Below are 2,898 nucleotides of genomic sequence, written 5' to 3'. Positions count from 1 at the left end.
GCGGGTGGGTTCTCGGGGGTGATCTCGGGGTCTCTTTTTCGGGTGGGGGGGTGTTTGAGTTTGTCACAACCGGCCCCCCCCACCACCCCGCCCGGCACGGGGGGGGCCCCGCCCGGCCCGGATGCGGGACGTTGACGACCTGTGTTGACGTATCGCCTTTTGCTCGTCGGCCGGTCCACGGCCGCGCGGTGGCGGCCCGGCCGGACGGGGGTCAGTCGAGCAGGGACTCCAGGGTCACGTGCTCCAGGCCGTGCGCCTCGGCGACCTCGCGGTAAACGACCTTGCCCTCATGCGTGTTGAGGCCCCTGGCGAGTGCGTGGTCGCGGCGCAGCGCCTCGGCCCAGCCGCGGTTGGCGAGCTCCACGATGTACGGCAGCGTCGCGTTGGTCAGCGCGTAGGTGGAGGTGTTCGGCACGGCGCCGGGCATGTTGGCGACGCAGTAGAAGACCGAGTTGTGGACCGGGAAGGTCGGCTCGGCGTGCGTGGTCGGACGCGAGTCCTCGAAGCAGCCGCCCTGGTCGATCGCGATGTCGACAAGAACACTTCCCGGCTTCATCCGCGAGACGAGTTCGTTGGTGACCAGCTTCGGGGCCTTGGCACCCGGGATGAGGACGGCACCGATGACGAGGTCGGCCTCGAGGCAGGCCTTCTCCAGCTCGAAGGCGTTGGAGACGACGGTCTGGATCTTCGTGCCGAAGATCTTGTCCGCCTCCTTGAGCTTGTTGATGTCGCGGTCGAGCAGCGTCACCTGGAAGCCCATGCCGATGGCGATCTGCGCGGCGTTCCAGCCGGAGACACCGCCGCCGATGACGACGGCCTTGGCGGGCAGCACGCCCGGGACGCCGCCCGGCAGCACGCCGCGGCCGCCGTTGGCGCGCATCAGCTGGTAGGCGCCCACCTGCGGGGCGAGCCGGCCCGCGACCTCGGACATCGGCGCGAGCAGCGGCAGGGCACGGTTGGGCAGCTCGACCGTCTCGTACGCGATGGCCGTGGTGCCGGACTCCAGGAGGGCGTCCGTGCACTCCTTGGAGGCGGCCAGGTGGAGGTAGGTGAAGAGCGTCTGGTCCTTGCGGAGGCGGTGGTACTCCTCGGCGATGGGCTCCTTGACCTTCAGCAGCAGGTCGGCGGTGGCCCACACCTCGTCGGCGGTGGGGAGGATCTGCGCACCGGCGGAGACGTACTCGTCGTCCGTGATCGAGGAGCCGACACCGGCGCTCTGCTCGACGAAGACCTGGTGGCCGTGGCGCACGAGCTCGTGGACGCCTGCGGGGGTGATGGCCACCCGGAACTCGTTGTTCTTGACCTCGCGGGGGATACCGACCTTCACGTCGATCACGGTCCTTGACTCAGAGGGTTCTGGGGCTGTGCACGGCCGTGGCGGCGCGAGCCGGGGCAATGCAGGTCATACCCGGATGCACGAACGCGCCGGGAGACACCACGAAAGAACGCAGCGGAGCCAGTCTAATGAAGGGATTCTCTCTGTCTAGCCTTTCAAAGCATCAATCTTCCGCAGATGTACTGCGGATTTCGCAGGCGTTAGCGCCCTGTTCCATGGCCATCGCGCTCTCCGGGAGCTCATCACCCAGCATGCGCTCGGCCGCCCCGCGGTGCAGCTGGGCCGCGGCGGGGTCGCCGAGCCGGTCCAGGGTGTCGGCCAGCCGGAGCTGCAACGCGGCCTGCAACCGCAGGTCCTCGGCGCGTCGGGCCCACTCGACGGCCTCCTGGCAGGTGCGCAGCGACTCCTCCGGCCGTCCCGCGTACTCCTGCACGCGTGCCAGCTCGCTCAACGCCCTTGCCTGGGACGCCACATCGCCGTTCCTGCGGTGTCCGGTGACGGCGGCGCGCCAGTTGCGCAGCGCCTCGCCGTAGCGGCCCGCGTAGGTGTGGGCGGTGGCGATCCGGCCGTAGAGCCGGGCGGCGTCCAGCCGCTCGTCGCGGGCCAGTCGCTGGGCGAGCGCCCGGCCGTACCAGTCGGCGGCCCGGTCGAAGTCCCCGAGCTCCAGGTGGGCACCGCCTACGGATTCCATCGCGCGGCCGGTCGCGTACGGGTCGTTCGCCTCGCGCGCGGCGTCGAGCGCGGCCCGGTAGCGGGCCAGGGCCTCCGCCGTGCGGCCGGTGCGCTCGTCCAGGTCGGCCAGGTTCAGCAGGGCCGCGGCCCGCTCCCGGGGCAGCCTGCGCCGCTCGGCGACGTCGAGGACCAGCCGGTGGATGCCGTAGAGCTCGGGTGCCGCGGCCCGGGTGCCGAAGTGGACGACCAGCGCCCGCACCAGGGCGGCCATCAGGCGGCGGGCCAGGGTGTCCAGCTCGCCGTCGGCGACCGCGAGCCGGGCGGCGGCCAGCAGCGCGGGCCGGCGGATGCGCAGCCAGTCCTCGGCGGCCCTGGGGTTCGGGAAGCGCAGGGCGCGGGGCATCCCGGCGAGCTTCTCGCGGGCCGGCGAGCTGTCGGTCTCGGTGATCGCGCGGCAGGACACCAGCAGCCGTACGGTCCGCTCCAGCATCCGGGCGCGGGCCAGTTGCAGCTCGGCCGGGCGGTCCTCGCTCTCGGTGAGGGCGCGCAGCAGGGGCAGCAGGAAGCCGGGGACCTCGTACTGCGGCAGCGGCGACTCGACCGGCCGCAGGAGCCCGAGCGCGGCGAAGTCGTCCAGCGCGTCGTGGGCGGCGTCGATCGAGCAGCCGGCGAGCGCGGACGCGGTGTGCGGGTCGACGAGTCCGGCCGGCGCGAGCGAGAGCAGCCGCAGGGTCCGCGCGGCGGTGGCGGGCAGCCCGGTGTACGTGAGCCGGAAGATCCGCGGGGGGGGGGGGGGGGGGCCGGGCGCCGCCCGCGCCCCCCCCGGCGGGGTGGGGGGGGCGGGCGGGGGGGGGGGCGCGGGCGGGCCGCCGCCCGCGCCCCCCCGCGCC

Annotated in this window: 2 protein-coding genes; both read right to left on the bottom strand. The window is 73.1% G+C overall.

What is annotated here, in order from left to right; translation table 11 throughout:
- Positions 1 to 211 precede the first annotated feature (211 nt).
- Complete coding sequence (gene ald / locus ACFV2J_RS35600) at positions 212 to 1,336, bottom strand: alanine dehydrogenase (RefSeq protein WP_385092304.1); 1,125 nt, start codon at positions 1,334 to 1,336, stop codon at positions 212 to 214.
- A 163-nt stretch (positions 1,337 to 1,499) separates the two neighbouring features.
- On the bottom strand, positions 1,500 to 2,898 hold a 1,399-nt coding region (locus ACFV2J_RS35595; RefSeq protein WP_385442578.1), incomplete at its 5' end, for a tetratricopeptide repeat protein.

The organism is Streptomyces sp. NPDC059668, assembly GCF_042734135.1.
GTDB lineage: Bacteria > Actinomycetota > Actinomycetes > Streptomycetales > Streptomycetaceae > Streptomyces.
This window is presented reverse-complemented; position numbering and strand designations above follow the sequence as displayed.